The organism is Dictyobacter alpinus (assembly GCF_003967575.1).
GTDB classification, from domain to species: Bacteria; Chloroflexota; Ktedonobacteria; order Ktedonobacterales; family Ktedonobacteraceae; genus Dictyobacter; species Dictyobacter alpinus.
On sequence record NZ_BIFT01000001.1, the window covers coordinates 203,549 to 220,201 of the forward strand.

12 protein-coding genes and 1 riboswitch are annotated in these 16,653 nt (G+C 46.3%); of the genes, 6 read left to right on the forward strand and 6 right to left on the reverse strand.

Translation table 11 applies throughout. From position 1 onward, the window contains the following. Positions 1 to 5: 5 nt before the first annotated feature. A riboswitch (cobalamin riboswitch) is annotated at positions 6 to 167 on the reverse strand. Between the two features lie 338 nt (positions 168 to 505). After that, entirely contained in the window at positions 506 to 1,147 is a 642-nt protein-coding gene (locus tag EL633_RS00840) for a flavin reductase family protein (RefSeq protein WP_126625377.1), read from the forward strand. Next, positions 1,110 to 1,748, forward strand: coding sequence for a uracil-DNA glycosylase family protein (locus EL633_RS00845; RefSeq protein WP_161981841.1), 639 nt, complete (start codon positions 1,110 to 1,112; stop codon positions 1,746 to 1,748). The genes EL633_RS00840 and EL633_RS00845 overlap by 38 nt, the downstream gene beginning before the upstream one ends. Positions 1,749 to 1,813: 65 nt before the next feature. On the opposite strand, the gene EL633_RS00850 is transcribed toward EL633_RS00845, so the two are convergent. Together EL633_RS00850 and recD2 are read right to left on the reverse strand one after the other, a co-directional pair. After that, positions 1,814 to 2,233 (reverse strand): iron-sulfur cluster assembly scaffold protein, encoded by a 420-nt coding sequence (locus tag EL633_RS00850; protein ID WP_126625379.1) that lies wholly within the window; start codon positions 2,231 to 2,233, stop codon positions 1,814 to 1,816. Positions 2,234 to 2,401: 168 nt separating this feature from the next. Next, the gene (gene recD2 / locus EL633_RS00855) at positions 2,402 to 4,714 is read right to left on the reverse strand and encodes an SF1B family DNA helicase RecD2 (RefSeq protein ID WP_126625380.1); all 2,313 of its coding nucleotides are present in this window, start codon (positions 4,712 to 4,714) and stop codon (positions 2,402 to 2,404) included. Between the two features lie 554 nt (positions 4,715 to 5,268). On the opposite strand from recD2, the gene EL633_RS00860 reads away from it, so the two are divergent. From EL633_RS00860 to EL633_RS00875, 4 genes are all read left to right on the forward strand, one after another. Continuing rightward, entirely contained in the window at positions 5,269 to 5,676 is a 408-nt protein-coding gene (locus EL633_RS00860; protein WP_126625381.1) for a VOC family protein, read from the forward strand. 510 nt (positions 5,677 to 6,186) lie between these two features. Then, positions 6,187 to 10,569, forward strand: coding sequence for a DUF6788 family protein (locus EL633_RS00865; protein ID WP_126625382.1), 4,383 nt, complete (start codon positions 6,187 to 6,189; stop codon positions 10,567 to 10,569). Positions 10,570 to 11,017: 448 nt separating this feature from the next. After that, positions 11,018 to 11,965, forward strand: a complete 948-nt coding sequence (locus EL633_RS00870) for a GNAT family N-acetyltransferase (RefSeq protein WP_126625383.1) — start codon at positions 11,018 to 11,020, stop codon at positions 11,963 to 11,965. 187 nt (positions 11,966 to 12,152) lie between these two features. Beyond that, positions 12,153 to 12,839 (forward strand): O-methyltransferase, encoded by a 687-nt coding sequence (locus tag EL633_RS00875; protein WP_126625384.1) that lies wholly within the window; start codon positions 12,153 to 12,155, stop codon positions 12,837 to 12,839. A gap of 84 nt (positions 12,840 to 12,923) precedes the next feature. On the opposite strand, the gene EL633_RS00880 is transcribed toward EL633_RS00875, so the two are convergent. The 4 genes from EL633_RS00880 to EL633_RS00890 form a co-directional block, all read right to left on the reverse strand. Further along, positions 12,924 to 14,165: a hypothetical protein gene (locus EL633_RS00880; RefSeq protein ID WP_126625385.1), complete on the reverse strand. Its 1,242-nt coding sequence runs from the start codon at positions 14,163 to 14,165 to the stop codon at positions 12,924 to 12,926. 362 nt (positions 14,166 to 14,527) lie between these two features. Next, on the reverse strand, positions 14,528 to 15,136 hold the full coding sequence (locus tag EL633_RS00885) for an RNA polymerase sigma factor (RefSeq protein WP_126625386.1): 609 nt from the start codon (positions 15,134 to 15,136) through the stop codon (positions 14,528 to 14,530). 405 nt (positions 15,137 to 15,541) lie between these two features. Further along, positions 15,542 to 15,697: a hypothetical protein gene (locus EL633_RS36415; protein WP_161981842.1), complete on the reverse strand. Its 156-nt coding sequence runs from the start codon at positions 15,695 to 15,697 to the stop codon at positions 15,542 to 15,544. Positions 15,698 to 15,906: 209 nt separating this feature from the next. Next, on the reverse strand, positions 15,907 to 16,584 hold the full coding sequence (locus EL633_RS00890; protein ID WP_126625387.1) for a Chromate resistance protein ChrB: 678 nt from the start codon (positions 16,582 to 16,584) through the stop codon (positions 15,907 to 15,909). Between the last annotated feature and the right edge of the window lie 69 nt (positions 16,585 to 16,653).

The following is a 16,653-nucleotide window of genomic DNA, read 5'->3' on the forward strand; positions in this document are numbered from 1 at the left end:
AAGGAACGTGAGCCTCTCAATGGGCAGGTCTCCTGACTTCCAGATCGTAAAAACAGGCTATGTTTAAACTACATCTCTGGTTACAGTAGCGCGACTGTGTCGGATTTACACCGACTTCCCTATTCTGCCTGGCCTACAACCAGGCCACCCAATGAAGACACCATCAAGTATTTCTTTTTCTTCAGAAGAGTATATCGATACCCTTCTACAAAGTCAAGCGGCCATCACCACAAATTATTGCATGTATAGAGTGTGCCTGGCATATGACATCAAAGAGGCAATTTAAATCGCCCAACACGTGTTAAACATATAGACCTGTACGGAAGGCCAGTTGACAAGAGCTAGAGGAAAGGGTGATACTTTTAACAAGAATAGTAGTCGCCCTGGCGCAATAAAACTTTTTATAGAACGTTTGAAATGCAGGGGATGGAACCGACCACTGCGTTCGGCGCGGAGCCAATGGCGTTCCTACGTTTTCCTATGTTTCCACTTGAAGGACTAATAAATGGCTATTGAAAAAGAACTTTTCAGACAGGTGATGGGACGCTTTGCTACCGGTGTTACGGTTGTCACAACGAGTAGTAATGGGGTTCTCGCCGGTCTTACTGTCAACTCTTTTTGTTCGGTTTCTTTAAATCCACCACTTGTTCTTATCTGTGTTGATAATAATAGTAGTACTCTTCCTCTTTTACGAGAAAGTAAGATTTTTGCTGTCAATATGTTGTCTAAGAATCAAGAGGAGTGGTCACGCGGCTTTGCGACAAATAGTCCAGAACGCTTTGAGCATTTTTGCTATGCACCTTATCATACTGCGGCCACTGGTTCACCTATTATTGAAGATGTATTAGCATTTATCGACGCGCGGATCGTGGCTGAATATCCAGGCGGCGATCATGTTATCTTCATTGGTCAGGTTGAAGCCATGGGCACACCACAAACAACTGCATTTGTAGATAGCAATGGACGTACGGAAAACAATATGCCCGCGACCAACAACGGTAATGGCAAACATACGGCCCATAAAGAAGAAGATCCGTTACTCTATTATGGTGGGCAATACCGTCATATGACCAAATTATTCCATGAGCCCAGCCTGGTTGAAGAATATCATGAGGGTAATCTTGAAGAGCCAGCCCGCAATAGGTAGGGTTGAGGCACTGACTGATCTTCAACAATGTATCCGTCAGTGCCAACTCTGTCAGGATCATGGATATATTCCTGTAGCTCACCCTATCGTAAGTGGACGCGCAAGCGATCGCATCATGGTCATTGGACAGGCCCCCGGTCATCGCTCAATCGCACAGGACCGCCCTTTTAGTGGTCCTGGTGGGCGTATCTTGCAATCATGGCTGGAGGCTGCGGGGTTTCCAGCTGGCTATCTTCATGAACATACTTATTTGAGCTCTTTGACGCGCTGCGATCCGGGTCGCAATCCACGTGGCCATGGCGATCGCAAACCATCTCCATCTGAGATGGCTCTTTGCCGTCCTTTCCTCAACGCAGAATTGCGCCTCCTGCGTCCTAAGGTAGTCTTGCTTGTTGGTACGATGGCCGTCGAGGCGTTCTGTGGCAAAATCAAACTTGAGGATTGTATCGGTTCTTACATCGAGACTGAAGATGGTACGCTTTACTTGCCTCTTCCCCATCCTTCCGGAGTCAGTCGCTGGCTAAATGATCCCGCGCATAAAAAATTGCACCAGCGGGCCTTAATGCTTCTAGCCGACTGGCGCAATAGATATAATTTGTAATTGGTACTGGTAGCTCTGACCTCTCAACAAGATGAATACTACCTGAGACAACCAGATTTTAAGCCTTAGTGCTGATGATGGGAGTAGTCAGCTTTGTCGGCACGCTGATGCATATCGAACTCATGCACGCCCTTTTTCAGGGTACCCAGAGCCAGAGTCGCACAGGTTGGACGGGTCATCACGATCTCACGACCCAGTTGATCCATCAAATCTTCAAAGGTCACATTTTCAATTTCTTCGGCACTCATACCCTGTACCATCTCGGTCACATATGAAGCAGCGGCGCGACTAATAGTGCAACCGGTACCATCCCAGGCAATCTCTTGCACTTTCCCATCCTCGCCAAAGCGAGCCTGCATGGTAATTACGTCGGCACAACCAGGATTACCACCATTCAAGTTTACATCTGGATGCTCGATTTCACCTTGATTGCGGGGATTCTCGTAATGATCTAGCAGAAAGTCAATAGCTTCTTGACGGTCCATATCTTCTCCTCTTTGGAGGGGTTTAATATTAGCTTATCCAAAATGCACCCCACTCCGTTCACCAATTATAACATTCAAACTAAAATGCTGACATGGCAATGCACAATGTTTTTCTCTCTTAGGTTGAAAACACAATTGACTGGAGACTTTATTCCAACATGAACCCGACTAGATTGAGGCTTGAATATGGCTATGCGCCAGTTCCAGTAAGCGCTCAGCCAGACCTGTATTACGCAGGGCCACCCGATCATTATGGACGGCATATTCCAGGGCCGAGGGCTGACCAACGATAACACAAAAGCGCTTGGCGCGCGTAATGGCTGTATAGAGCAGGTTGCGTTGTAGCAACATACGATGTTCACGCACCAATGGCAAGACAATGGCTGGATATTCGCTACCTTGACTCTTATGAACGGTAACGGCATAAGCCAGCACAAGCTCATCCAATTCGTGAAATTCATACTCGACCATCAGTGGGCCGGCCTCTTCAGAAAACTCTACCTTGACTACCATATTTTCGCGATCAATGCGCCGAATAAAGCCAACGTCACCGTTAAAGACTCCTTTATCATAGTTGTTCCTGGTCTGCATCACTTTATCGCCCACACGATAAAGTCGGTCGCTCCATTCCACCTGCGCTAAAGCTGAAGGATTCAACTGCTCTTGTAAACGTTCGTTAAGCAGTTTAACTCCTACTGCACCTTTGTACATAGGAGCAAGCACCTGGATATCCGCGATGGGATTAAAGTGATATTTTGCTGGCAAGCGCCGCTTGACCAGATCTATGACCAGTTGCTGCGCGCGAAAAGGATCTTCTTCCTTCATAAAAAAGAAATCACTGCTGGCTTCAATTTTAGGATTAGGCACGATGCCCTGATTAATCTGGTGAGCGGTAACGATAATTCTACTTTGCTGCGCCTGACGAAATAGTTCGGTTAGACGCACCGCTGGAATAGCCTGGCTACGTAAGAGGTCTCGCAGGACATTGCCAGGTCCTACCGAAGGTAATTGATCAGCGTCACCTACTAGCAACAAATGAGAGGTACGCGGCAGAGCCTTGAGTAAATGATAAAAGAGCAGAATGTCCACCATGGAGAACTCATCAACGATGACAAACTGGAAAGGAAGGGGATTCTCTTCGTTCCGCTGATAGCTGTTGTCGTGTGGCGCATATTCCAATAGTCGATGCAAGGTTTTAGCCTGGACACCGGTAGCCTCGGTTAACCGCTTCGCCGCACGTCCTGTCGGAGCGGCCAGGGCAACATCAATTTTGCGTGTACGCAAAAGCATCAGCAAGGCGCGCAATGACGTTGATTTGCCCGTACCCGGACCACCAGTGAGAATCGAGACTTTTTGGTTATATCCAACCTGCACGGCTTCACGTTGCCGCTCCGTTAGTTCCATCTGGCGCTGCTGTTTAAGGCGTGCAAAAACGATGTCCCACTGCTTTTGTGAAGTGGGTGGCAGACAACTGGGCGCGTTACGAAGGATACGTAACAAACGCATTGAACCATTCTCAGCATACCAGAAAGGTCCAAAGTAGATGCGCGCATCGAACTCATCTGACGCGGTTGCATGCTCAACCTCATCTTCATCCATATCTTCGGCGACTACAGGCAGTTTTTTTTCGGTTGGTGGTAGTTCAAATGCTTTAGATGGTGGCTCAACAAAAATATCTTGTTCAGTGCGCAAATGCACCATCGCCTCCTGCAGCGTCTCGACAGGAACCTGCAAGATATGCGATGCTCGTCGAATCAAATCACTTTCTGGCAGGAAACAATGACCATCATCATTAGCGGCCTGGGTTAACACATACTTTAAGCCCGTCGCCAGGCGCGCCAGGCTATCTTGCGGCAAACCCAGTTTGACGGCTATATCGTCCGCGGTACGAAAGCCGATACCGCTAACTTGCTCAGCTAATTGATAAGGATTCTCCCGTACAACGCGAATCGACTCACGGCCATATTCCTTATAGATGCGCGTGGCCACACTCATCGAGACTTCATGGGACTGCAAAAATAAGTGGAGCTCTTTGATATCTTCCTGTTCCAACCAGGCCTTTTCAATGCGCTCACAATCTTTGCGGCTAATTCCTTTGACCTCTGTCAACATTTCTGGTTGCTGCTCGATAATCGCCAGCGTCTGTTCGCCAAAATGATCAACAATTGCCTGCGCCTTCTTGGGGCCAATGCCTTTGATCAATCCTGAACTGAGATAACGTACCATACCTTCAGTCGAAGCGGGCAAACGTTGCACAAAACTCGTGACTTTCAATTGGCGGCCATAGCGTGGATCGCTCTCCCACTCCCCTTCAAGCGACAACAATTCACCAGGATGAATACCAGGTAACACCCCCACAATCGTCGTCAGATCATCTCGAAAAAGTCGTCCGCGATCATTTAAACGGAAACGGGCCACAGTATACTGATTTTCTTCATTGTGAAAAACGATACTTTCAACTGAACCTTCGAGCTTTGGCATAGATCAATTTTCTTTTTCTTCTTAATATCAATTTCTTGTTCTTATTTTGCTGGTCGAAGTGGAAACAGCGGTTGAAATACACATTTGTACTTTACCACGAGGTACAGGTCACCAGAAAACTATTGCACGCTGTCTTTTTCACGGTTTCCATGTAGTAACTATATCACTTTTTGCTGTATTCTTACCAGCTAAACGCAAATTCAGCATAGTAACGGCAATACACCACTACAAAGGTATCGCGAATGCATGAACACAGCACACCGCTCCTACATGCAACTCTTCAAGACGGTCGGTGCCTGTGGCACCGACTAAAAAATCGTCTATCGTGGCGGAAAATTGGCGGCTGTGCCGCCAATTTTCCGCCACGATAGACGATTTTTGCTCTTTTTTTATCTGTAAAAACAAACATAATCAGGATCGATTGTAACCGCTACTCCTGATATACTTCCATAAAAGAAGCAAGCCGGATCCATTGATCCTGGAATGTTACCTTTCTACGAATGATCTTGATTTAGAGGCAACTCTTGATCATAGAAAAACAAAGGGGTGAAACAATGAAACTTATTTGTGTTCGTCTGCTGGTCAGTGATTTTGAGGCGTCACTGAAATTCTGGCGGGATATCGTTGGCTTACCTGTAAATTACAGTGACGATGGTATGCAATACGCCTACTTCAAACTAGGGGAAACAGGAATTGAACTTCTGGATCGAGAGGAGTTTGTCAGCTCTATCGGCGAGGTTCCCTCCACAACCGCATCCGCTAATCGCCAGGTAGTGCTTAACTTCCAGGTAGATGATGTCGATGCCACTTATAAACAACTGGTTGAGCGCGGAGCTACTTCCGTATTTGGTCCTCAAGATCGTCCAGCATGGGGGGCCCGCACAGCCCATCTCAGCGACCCCGATGGACATGTGTTAGAACTCTATACCACCTTGAGTGAGACAAATACACCAACGGCATAATCCTGATATCAGGATATTCGATACCAGGCTGGTGGCCGACCACAAGACTAGTTGGTGCCGCACCTGTTTTGGGAGCGACGCCAGCTAGTCTACTACTTAAAAGTCAGCAAAGGGCATGACATAATCAAAATTGCTGGTCCCCGCGGTCCTCTCTAATTGTTGAATGATAGAGCGTGCATTGTCATGAGGTCCCGCAATATATAGAGGCTTGCCGTCACGACCAAAAGTTTCTTGCGCTTTTTTATGACTGCCTTTTGTTGCTTCTGCGGATCATGTAGCATATTCTCCTTCTCGATTGTTTTACATGAATTCAACTGCCTATAATTATAGCAAAATCAAGACGGAAAATAAATTAGCTGGCCTTCCACGTTCAAAGCAGATTGGCTATGCTATTGTAGGGTTCCCCTAAACTAGGTTATAATTAATCTGAAGTTATACATGTATCTCCATTTCAGCTATAGAAGGTATTTATTTAGATAAATGCTTCTCACAGGCAGATAGGCAAATAAAATGACTGGAAAAATTACCTATCGCCAACAATTCACACGTTGCGGTAAAGAACGCTGCCGTAAATGCAAAGAAGGCTCAGGACACGGACCATATTGGTACGCATACTGGAGTGAGAATGGACGTACCGTCAGCAAGTATATTGGGGCCACGCTACCAGATAGCGTGAAACTTGAGCAGGCTTCTGCTACTATGGCTACCTCGATTGCTTCGCTGTCTTCTCCAACCACGACACCAGCGTTACGTGTCTATGTACTGGGCCAATTTCGCATTGATCGTAAAGGCGAACACGATGAATGGCAGACTATCGATGGACGGCTCTGGCACCGCCGTCGCGCCCGTTCTCTCCTCGGCTGCTTGCTGAGTAGTCCAAACCGGCGACTGAGTCGCGAACAAGTGATGGATCAACTCTGGCCGGACCTTGAGATTGGCATTGCCGCTAATCGCCTTAATGGCGCTGTACATGAACTTCGGCAGATGCTCGAACCGGACTTAACGCGGCCCGCAGACTCACGTTTGCTTCGTCTGGAACGCGATGTGCTTGGATTAGCAGGCCATCAAGAGATCTGGGTAGATGCTGAAGCCTTCGAAAATTTGATTAAGGAAGCTGATACCGCTACTGATCCAACACAAATCAGACAATTACAAGAAGAGGCGGCAGAACTCTATCGTGGCAGTTATTTATTAGAAGAGCTTTACTCGGAGTGGGCGTCCCAACGCCGTGATGCTTTACATCGGGCCTGGGTTGGACTTTTACTCAACCTGGCACAAAATCTGGCGGAACATGAGGAGTATGCCAGCGCGATTGAAACGCTGGATCGATTACGTACTGCGGATCCCACAAATGAGACCGCGCTTCAACATCTCATGATGCTTTTAACACAACGCGATCGCCGTGGAGAAGCGCTCCAAATCTATCGCCAGCATGAGACCATGCTTCAACGCGATTTTGAAGGCGAGCCGCTTCCAGAGACGACTGAGCTTTATGAGAAGTTACGCAAAGGCCATGTACCCACACTCTATACCCAAAAGGTTGAAGCAATTGCTCCTGCTTCAGAAATCCAGGCAGAAGTTGCAGAAGTTGAGGCAGATTTATCTTTTACACGCCCGACCTTTCAGCTCGGTCGTCACTATCAAAGTCCTTTAATCGGACGTGACCGGGAGTTTCATACCATGCGCCAGGTTATGCACTCCCTGCAGAAAAAAGTGGCGGCTGCGGCATCCATAACCCAACCACTGACCCAACAGCATTTTCCTACGACAGCTACGAGCAGTTTACGTACACGAAATCCACACTTTATTTTATTGCGCGGTGAACCCGGCATCGGCAAAACCCGTCTGGCGGAAGAGCTTAGCCTGCAAGCGTATAAAGACGGCTGGACCGTGGCCTGGAGTCGTTCTTATGAACAGGAAAGCTCTATCCCTTATCATCCCTGGACCGATCTATTACGTACGCTTTTTAAAAGTACAGCAGTATTTGCTAATCTCACCAAACGTCGAAACGATACTTCAACGCATACGATGCTTCGTGAATTGGCGGCCTCACCACTGAAACTAGAGCGCTTGAGTGCGTTGCTACCTGATCTAGAAATTATCCACCAGGCCAATGGCAATGGGAAGCCTACGGTTCCTATTTCACATGAGCAGGAGCGACTCAATCTATGGGAGGCTACGCTTGGCTTAATCACAAGCTTCAGTAAACAACATCCCCTACTCCTGGTTCTAGATGATCTACACTGGGCCGATGATAGTAGTATTGAGCTACTTACCTACTTGATTCATCATCTTCAGGACCAACCTGTGCTTTTGGTTGGCACCTGCCGAGATGGCGAATTAACCCCGCAACATAAGCTACGTTCGTTGATCGCTGATCTACAACGCGAAAAAGCTGTGGTAGTGGTACCTGTGCTCCCACTCACTTCAACCCAAATTGGTACGCTTGTAGCACATCTGCCACATGATCTGGTGGAAAGTATTCAAAATCAAGCCGCTGGCAATCCATTTTTTGCGGAAGAGCTAGCGCGTTATATCGATACGACCAACAAGGATGCTGATCAAAGCCTTCCTCTGGATCCCTTGCCTGACTATAAATTGGCTACCTCAAATGGTCCGTCTTATCATGCCCACACCTCTTCCATAAAAACGTCCAATCAGCCTGAGAACGAACTCAACCGTCCAACTATCTCGTTACCTGAAGCCATTGCTGCCGTATTGGAACGTCGCTTGGACAGACTTAGTCCTGGATGTCGGCAATTGCTGGGTAAGGCAACTGTGATCGGTGGATCGTTTGAATTACGCCAGTTGCTGCCCATGGCAAATGATGCGGATGAAGATACAGTGCTGGATTTGCTTGACGAAGCGCTAAATGCTGGTCTGTTGATCGAAGAAGGTACCGGGGCACATATCATTTATCATTTCTGGCATCCATTAATTATTAGCCATCTTTATAGTCGTCTCTCAGCAGCGCGTCGAGCTCAGTTACATCGACGAGCCGCTGAAGCAATCAAAAGCACCTCAGGTAACCAGCCTGAAAAAGTAGCCGCTACGATCGTCTACCATCTAAGCAAAGGTGGTGGCGATGCAGCCACATTAGCCTACTATGCTGAGTTCGCAGGCAATCAGGCCTACTCCTTAGCAGCTTATACTGAGGCACAGCAATACTATAGCCTGGTCTTCCAGGCACTAAGCAGCAATGACATTACAGCAACAGCCCACATTGATATTCATGCATACATCCAGCACATTATTCATAAGGATATTGAGCAATTACGCTTCGATGAGCCACTTCACCTCTGCCGTATCCTGGAACGTATTGCTGAATGTAGTATTGTCCTTGGCAATTTTGTCGAAGGACGTCAGGTGTATGAATATATTCTTCTCCTGCGCACCAGTACGCGTTTTCAAAGCTATTTGAACAGCGATCTGTCTAAAAGTGCTGCTCATAATGCAGAACAACACCAGCAAGAGGCACAGATCCAGGCCATGCTCTGGCGCGAGATTGGCAATACCTGGACCTTTACCAGCGAGTATGAGACGGCCTATAGTTGTTATGAACGCGGAAAAACAACCATGCTCGAAGCTGGTATTACCAATGGTGCGGCCTGGGCCTGCCTCCATCTCCAGTATGGCGCACTCTTCCGTTTACAAGGCGATTACACTCAATCACGACGTTATTTACAAGAAGCTTTAACAATGCTAGAAGGTATTGTTCATGCCCCGGAACCTACAAGAGATCTTTCGCTGACACGCATTGAACGAGCGCTTACAGGTGATCCGCTTGAGATTGGCTATGCTCATGAACGCCTGGGAATTGTGGCTGCGAGCCTGGGTGAAGTAAATAGTGCCATGGATCATTTGCATACCGCTTTAGGTATCTATGAACGTAGTGAGTTGATCTCAGAAATGGCACGTGTGTGCGGAAATCTGGGCGCGGTCAACATTGTCAAAGGCGCACATGATGAGGCACGTATGTATATGCGTCGCTCATTGGCATTGGCTGAACGCGGCGGTGATCTTCCAAACATGACGTTTGTAACGCATAATCTAGGTGATGTTGCTCAGCGTTCCGGCTCCTTACAGGAGGCTGAAGCCTGGTATAAACAAAGTCTAGAACTAGCTGAACGGATCAATGATCGGGAACACATCAGTTGGTGCTGTATTTCCCTGGCATCTGTACATACAGACCTTGGTCATTTAAAAGCAGCCACCAAAGATATCCAACATGCCCTTGTCACCAGTCGGGCCATTAAAAGTACGCGCTGTATGCGCTTTGCGATGGTTGGACTTGCAGATCTGAGAATCACTCAGGCCCTTGCCATACGGCAGTTACCAGAGAATCAGGAAAACACGAAACGCTGCACACAACTATTAGCCCGTGCTAAAACAACCCTGCAAAAATCCATCGCTTACGAAGGCATGGAGATTGAAACGATTATCGATGCCAAGCATTCACTAGCCCTGGTGCATTTTTTACAGGGGGATCTGGATACGGCTCAGGAAATTGCACAGCGAACTCTCAAAGAGGCCCAGGATTATGAGACGACACGTATTATCGAACGAGCCTATCGGCTACTAGGTCGCATCTTCCAGTCCCGAGGATGGTTGAGTCTGGCCCTTAACTACTTTGAGGAAGCACGCAAGATTTGTCAGGAGCATGGTTTACAGCTCGATTATGCACGCACGCTGGCTTGCTGTGGTTCCCTCTTGTTACAGCAATATCATCAATCGTCTCCATTCCCTCACGATACGCACAAGCATATATATCAGCAGGGAATAGATTATATCAATGAAAGTCGTCAAATTTTCCAGGAATGTCATGCAGCGATTGATTTAAAGGCAGTTGAACAGTCTGCGAGAAAGGAAACAACGATAAAAATCAGGCGTTGACCTGAAATACTAGATTATGCTAATATTAAAACAGACCGTGTCTTCTTAAATAGAAAAGGGCTAGTAGTTATATTATGGCAAAAGCGAAAGACAAACATTTGTTTGCTCGCTGTGGTTGCCGGCTCTGCATTTTTGCACCCGAGCGATTCACTGTCGCCCATAGGCCCACTATGCCCTTTTTCAGGTTGCATCACAATGCATAACACTACATGCTAAATATAGCCTGAAGATTGTATCCCTCGCATAGTTCATCTACCAGTCAGGCCATGGGCACATCTCCTACGTGTTCACGCTGAGCCTGTTGCTGCCTATCAATACCCATACCTCAATAATGCTCTGGCTGAATACACAGAGTTGTGCCTGCCTGCATTCTTATGCAAGACAATTATGCAGGATTCTTCCACAGGGTCCCGCCCATCAGTAACAGAAAGAAATGGAGCATTTTTAGATGGCTACAATTACGCTACCAGCAGGCTTACTCGCTCGCGAGGTTTATCGCGAGGACGCAAGCGCAATCATGACACTCGCGAATCAAGCCGACATGGCTGAAATAGGTCAGGGTGATACTACTGTTGAGGATGTTTATGAACTCTGGGACAAAGAAAAGGTAGATTTAACCCGGAATGCGTGCGCCATTACTACTAGCGGAGAGATTATCGGGTATACAGGTGTTGCGGTTACCCGTCAAGGTATCATGTTAGATGTACATACAAATGTGCATCCAGCCTATCAACATTTGCCCATTGCCAGCTACCTCCTCCAGTTTGCCAATGAACGTACGTTGGCTTTACTGGCAGCCTATCCAGAAACTCCACATCGCCTCTATAGTTGGAGCTTTATTCCAACAAAAACGGCTGTACTTGTTGAGGATGGCTTTACCATCGAGGAAAGCGACTATGAAATGGAGATCATATTGGATCAGGAACCAGAAGCCCCCCGACCATTATCTGGCATTATTATTCGCCCGTTTGTACAGGGACAGGAGGAGGAGGCCGTCTATGCGGTAATTGCCGAAGCGTTTCCTGATATCGATGGCAAACCGTATAAAGCTTATGCCGATTGGTATGAAAATGTTTTTGTGAAAACCAAAAGTTTTGATCCATCAATGCTTTATGTTGCGGTGGCTGGAACTCAGCTCGTAGGTACTATATCGTGTCGTATCTATCCAGAGAATGCGGAAGGCTTTATCTGGCAGGTCGCAATACGACGCGCCTGGCGTCAGCAAGGCATTGCACAACAATTATTGCGTACAGCATTCTCTACCTATTATCAACGGGGAATGCGGCGCATTCTACTCACGGTGAATGCCACAAATGCAACCGGGGCCCATCAGCTCTACACCAGTGTTGGCATGCACAAATATGTTCAGTTTGATAGCCTGGCAAAAGTCTTCTAGGCACCCTTATATTACTGGCAGGGATATAGGTGCAGCATAAGCGGCGTGTATCTCTGCCTTTAATTTCAGCGCTCAAAGCAAAATGTTGTATGATAAAAAAAGAACTTCGATGCCTCAATGATGATCAGGCGTCACTAAAACAACTCGATGAAATTGCTTGTATGGCCGGATGAAAGGCAACTCATTTATGTCAGAAAACACCTTAGAACAACAAGATGAACAGCGTCATCGAATCGAGTCTACAATTTCTCACCTTTTTGCTCCTGAAGATGCTGGTTTACATGGAGCTTTACAGGCGGCTAAAGATGCTGGACTGCCAGAAATACAGATCAATCCAATCCAGGGCAAACTATTACAGGTATTTGCTACAGCCTGCCAGGCCCATAAGATTCTAGAGATTGGTTCATTGGCTGGTTATAGTGGCATCTGGTTGGCACGCGCATTACCTGCAGATGGACACTTGATTACGCTGGAAATCAATCCTCAGCATGCTGAAGTGGTGCGCTCGTCATTTGCGAATGCAGGAGTAGGTGATAAAACAGAGGTGCGGGTCGGTAATGCGCTGGAACTTTTACCCACGCTCACGGCTGAAGCCCCTTTTGACCTTATTTTTATTGATGCAGATAAAGCGTCATATCCGCAATATTTAGAATGGGCCATCAAGCTTAGCCGTACTGGCAGCATCATCATTGCTGATAATTGTGTACGCAACGGCATAGCCTTCCAACCAACAGCAGATATGGATGCTGACACCGCCGGACTGGTAAAATATAATCAACTGACCCGGGAAGATCCACGCTTAACCACAATTGTGTTAGCCAACGACAATGACTATACTGATGGCTTAAATGTAGCCGTTGTTAAAGCCAATTAAACAGTAATTCCATCCTCCATCAAAAAAGGCCTGCCATTTCTTGATGGAGGATTTATTTTCCTCATCCAGAAAAATCAGCACAGGTTAGTCAACCCCAAGCTTATCCCAGCCAATCAATTGTACTGGACTTTTGCCAGCAGGATTTGTCAGTTCGGTCTGCGTTTTCGTATTCAGATTAATAGACCAGAGGTGGTATGCTTGCGCTTTATCAACCCCACCAACCAGCAATATGCTTCCCATCGGAGAGAGCGCCAGACTATTATCACAGATAGCGCCATCCGTTGTTTCAAAACCACAAAGCGCCCGGACTTTACCATCAACGATATCACTAATTAGCGCTTGCTTTGCAGAAGTTTTCCTGATATCAAAACCACCTGTCTGTGAATTCCAACTTACATACATAATGGCCCAGATGTTTGGCGCATCGTTTGTATATCCAACAGGTATGCCATTGGGCTGTATCGGCAAATCGCTTGCTAAGGCCGCATTGCTCTGATGCTTATAGATATCGTATTCGGCCACATGTTTTTTGACATAATAAATGTCCTCTGAAATTGGATCCATCCAGAACACTTTAGAGGATGCCGCATAAACCACTTGCTGCTCTATACTTGGACTGGCATCCACACTTATACGATAAAGGGCATATCCACGCACATAATATAAGAAATGATTGCGATAAAAACTCAGTTGATCGGCGTGTATCACCTGTGGTAGCTTGATTGGCAAGCTATCATGCTGCTTTGTATCAATTTTCCATAACGATCCATCAGCAGTATTAAAAAAAACTTCGCGATCATCTGTCGACCAGATTGCATTAAGGCCGCGACCAGAAAAATAATATTGCTCACCAGAAAGAAAAGCATATACTGTTTTTTGGGATTTTCTATCGTACATGTGATAGATCAGATTATCACCTTGATGCGAGACACCATCTACAACGGTAGCATTTGAGGAGGTAAATAGTAGGGCAGACTTATTATGGATGGGATCATAATTCTCAATCATTAGATCCTTACCATCTTCCGAAAGGTGCGTCATAATCACAGCAGACCAGTCAATAGTTTTGCGCAAGCTTGTTAGATCATGTTTTTTATTTTTTGCTAGCATGCTCGGTCTGGCAGCAGTACTACGATTATTTGCGGTTGATGCGGTAGTGGATATTTGTGACAAAGGTAAATGGGCGCCAAATTTTGTGAAAAGCTGGAGAGAACCCATAATCAGTAAAGCGGCCGCCGCCAACGTTAAGAAAAAACTTATTTTATTTTTAGGGTGTATAGAATTATTGGGTTTGGGCAACTTCAAAACTGGCGTATCCATCAACATAGGAATATCATGAGCAGTCGAGGGAGTTCGACGTGGCTCACTTTGTAGCCTGGCCAGGATAGAAGCAGTCGTCGAGGGTACGATTGTCTCGCCTTCAGATAGAAAGTCTTGTAATGCATGGCGTTGTCGATCGCGCAATTTATAAGTAGCATTGACAGCATTTCTACAAGTCTCACAAAAAAGCAGATGCTCACGCAGCCGCTCAATCTGCACTCTCTCGCCTGAAATATCCATATAGCTAGAGAAATCCTGCGAGGACTGGGCCGTTAATGCTTCGATCTCATCGATTCTTTGAACACAACTAGCACTAAAAGAACATGACTTGTGACTAGAGTTATGGGGGTCAGGATGCCTATCCTTCATCATCTTCCTTCCTGATCGAGACGGTTATATATGCGTTGGAACGCCTGCCGTGCGCGTGCGAGTCGGCTACGTACAGCAGAGAGTGAGTCTTGTAATGTTTCAGCAATCTCATTGTATGAGTACCCTTCGGCATCTAATAGTAAACACATTGCCGAGGACTCTGGAAGTTGGGCCAGGGCACGACGAACCAGTTCTCGTTGCATCACCTGCTCTTCGAAGTGCTCATCGCTTACAAGGTAATCTTCACCTTGCTGCTCTTCAAAGTAGTGTTCGTCATTTCCTGATGGTGTTGCAAAGGGAACCATTTTGATATGTTTATGGTGTCTCCATTCACTACGAACCAGATTGAGTGCGATACGATAGAGCCAGGGAGCAAAACGCAGATTTTTCCCTTCCATACGTGGCAGTGCACGATAGGCCGCCAGGAACGTATCCTGACAAAGATCTTGCGTGAGTTGAACATCCTGAGTCATACCATACAGCATCCGTCTGATGCGCGGCTCATAAAGTTTTACCAGAGACTCAAAGGCATCAAGCGATCCATGGCAGGCATCGTCTACAAGTTGAGTCTCATTTTCCACTACATTCATTTGGGACCTGGTATCCAATGAGAGTTCCTGATTCAGTTCTCTACTAAAGAGTAATACAAAACTTACGGTTTTTGTCTCGTCCAGAAAGATTTTTCTTTATGTATAACAATTTTTCTTTTAGTATGCAGCGCAGATCACTATAAAACTATGAACTATTTCACATTTTCCCCTTGCTCTGGTATTTTCTTGTTTTCCACTATGAGCATCCAGAACTATCAGAGCAAACAAAAACGGAACGGGAAATATCTTCTCTTAATATAAGTCGCACTTTTCTATAGAAGTGTTACAAAAAAAGACAATTTGGCTATCTAATTATATGTCCTATGCTTAACACTTTGCGAACAATTCACATGAAACAGGCAAAAAGAAGTGCCCACCAGGAAATTATTAACAATCCCTGGATGGACACTGTCTTTTGCTCAGTTAGCGACCAAGAATAAGGTGGAGGCCAAGAGCAAATCCAGAACCGGTCAGTAGTGTAATCAACATATAGAGACGATAGCGCACATATTTTGCCCGCTCATCAATGGCTATAGCTTTTGCGCCACTTGATCTGCGAATTTGATTTGGTCCTTGCATTGTCCTTCCCCCTGATATCCTAAAAGTAGGAGGGTGACCTACTTAAACTACTTTATATTTACATTATATACGTGCGAGCGAAGAGTTTCGTTGTAGTTAGTTTGAGTGTACACGATAAGATACTAAAATGCTATAGGGAAGGAACCTGAATTCTTGCAAATATTCATGGACTATCGATAATGGCTGCTCAAAAACTGGTTCCTACAATTCTAACGCGGGGCAGAACGCGTTGATACGGGTTCGTCGGTCGATAACTCTGATTCTCCTGAACAAGGAGAGGAATCTTTTTCAGAGGTAGTTGGCAGGTAAATCCATTCATAGTTCATCTCAAGCAAACGTCGTGCCTTGGTAAATTCTCGTACTTGTAGGACACGGAAAACTTGCTCACAGACAGCTATAGCTTCCGCAGCCGAGGCCCGCGCAATCGCGGTATATGATCCAAGTACATCGTGCCGTTTAGCCGCACGAAAGGAAAGATGGACTTTCTCAAGAATATCTGAACATTCTGCCTGTATTTGCTCATTCCATTCTTGCTTCTCAACCAGGGCGACCGCTCGATGCAGAAAGTGTGCGCAGACGTTTACTGCTTTATTGTAATCAGCGTTACGACAATCTAACAATGCATGCAGAATACGCTGTTCGTCAGCGACATCTAACGCCACTACTGAAAAAATGCTGGCTTCACCACCCATCTCTTGAATATCGTGGGCCAATTGACGGAAAAGCTTTTCAACCTCGTCAGAATAGGGTAACAGGTACACCGAGTTTTGCAGGGCATAGGCACCAAGATTCTGTAGCCGTCGCCAGACCCACACGCGCTTCTGCGAAGGCTCACTGGGTACTTTATATGTTAACTGCAACCAACGCATGACTCCATGCTCTTGCATCTGTGTACTCCCACTAGAAAAGAGATTTGTTTGTATCTATAGTTACTGATCGTTGCTATCGTACTCTAA

Coding starts and splice junctions, on each gene's coding strand:
- EL633_RS00850 (WP_126625379.1), bottom strand. CDS start 2,233: ATGGACCGTCAAGAAGCTATTGACTTTCTGCTAGATCATTACGAGAAT.
- EL633_RS00875 (WP_126625384.1), top strand. CDS start 12,153: ATGTCAGAAAACACCTTAGAACAACAAGATGAACAGCGTCATCGAATC.
- EL633_RS00865 (WP_126625382.1), top strand. CDS start 6,187: ATGACTGGAAAAATTACCTATCGCCAACAATTCACACGTTGCGGTAAA.
- EL633_RS00840 (WP_126625377.1), top strand. CDS start 506: ATGGCTATTGAAAAAGAACTTTTCAGACAGGTGATGGGACGCTTTGCT.
- recD2 (WP_126625380.1), bottom strand. CDS start 4,714: ATGCCAAAGCTCGAAGGTTCAGTTGAAAGTATCGTTTTTCACAATGAA.
- EL633_RS00845 (WP_161981841.1), top strand. CDS start 1,110: ATGAGGGTAATCTTGAAGAGCCAGCCCGCAATAGGTAGGGTTGAGGCA.
- EL633_RS36415 (WP_161981842.1), bottom strand. CDS start 15,697: ATGCAAGGACCAAATCAAATTCGCAGATCAAGTGGCGCAAAAGCTATA.
- EL633_RS00870 (WP_126625383.1), top strand. CDS start 11,018: ATGGCTACAATTACGCTACCAGCAGGCTTACTCGCTCGCGAGGTTTAT.
- EL633_RS00880 (WP_126625385.1), bottom strand. CDS start 14,165: ATGTTGATGGATACGCCAGTTTTGAAGTTGCCCAAACCCAATAATTCT.
- EL633_RS00890 (WP_126625387.1), bottom strand. CDS start 16,584: ATGCAAGAGCATGGAGTCATGCGTTGGTTGCAGTTAACATATAAAGTA.
- EL633_RS00860 (WP_126625381.1), top strand. CDS start 5,269: ATGAAACTTATTTGTGTTCGTCTGCTGGTCAGTGATTTTGAGGCGTCA.